Annotated in this window: 1 pseudogene; it reads left to right on the forward strand. The window is 60.5% G+C overall.

Annotation, left to right across the window (positions count from 1 at the left end):
• Positions 1–213: 213 nt before the first annotated feature.
• Positions 214–879: pseudogene (locus HGB39_RS38090) on the forward strand (IS256 family transposase); the annotation flags it as partial.
• Between the last annotated feature and the right edge of the window lie 121 nt (positions 880–1,000).

Consider the following 1,000-nt stretch of genomic DNA (forward strand, 5'->3'; position numbering starts at 1 on the left):
ACCCGGCGACCCCGCCGAACACCCCCTCGCCGAAGACGCACTGCAAGCCCTCTACAGCCTGCGATGAACCTGAATCGTTAAGCCGAAGAATCCGACAGAAACAGGCAACTGACCAGACCCGCCCCCCCGATTCCTCGGCTTAAGGGACTGTCGGGATAACGGTTGAACTGGATCTGGCCGACACGCCGAGTTCCTTGGCGAGAAGGCAAGACGATGACCGAAACACTTGATCCCATGGATCAGTCGAAGATTGACCACCAGAAGTTGGCCCAGCAACTGTTGGCTCAAGCCAGGGCCGAAGGTGTCGAGTTGGTCGGCCCGAACGGGTTACTCAACCAGCTCACCGCGAACGTCCTCGAGATCGCACTCGAAGCCGAGATGGACGAGCACCTCGGCTACGAGAAGCACCAGTTCACAGGCCGAAACGGAGGTAATTCCCGGAACGGACGCCGCAGCAAGACGGTGCTCACGGAAATCGGACCGGTCGAGATCCAGGTCCCCCGCGACACCGACGCTTCGTTCGATCCGCAGATCGTCAAGAAACGCCAGCGCCGGTTGACCGGTGTTGACGAGATCGTTCTGTCTCTCTCGGCGAAGGGCCTGACCACCGGGGAAATCGCGGCGCACTTCGACGACGTCTACGGAGCATCGGTCTCGAGAGAGACGATCAGCAAGATCACCGACAAGGTGATCGCGGAGATGACCGACTGGTCCGTCCGTCCTCTCGACCCGGTGTATCCGGTGGTGTTCATCGATGCCATTCACGTCAAGATCCGCGACGGTCAGGTCGCCAACCGGCCCGTCTACGTCGCCATCGGCGTTACCACCGCCGGGGAACGCGAGATCCTCGGTTTGTGGGCCGGCGACGGTGGTGAGGGATATGGAACGCGCACAGGTTCCTTTCCGGAGTTTCGTGCTGCTGCCTGAGGTTTTCCCACTGATCGGTGTGTCGTTGATCTTCGAGGTGTAAGCCCGCGAGTTAAGGTACTGCCACGAAACC

The organism is Rhodococcus opacus (assembly GCF_012396235.1).
In the GTDB taxonomy this organism is placed as follows: domain Bacteria; phylum Actinomycetota; class Actinomycetes; order Mycobacteriales; family Mycobacteriaceae; genus Rhodococcus_F; species Rhodococcus_F opacus.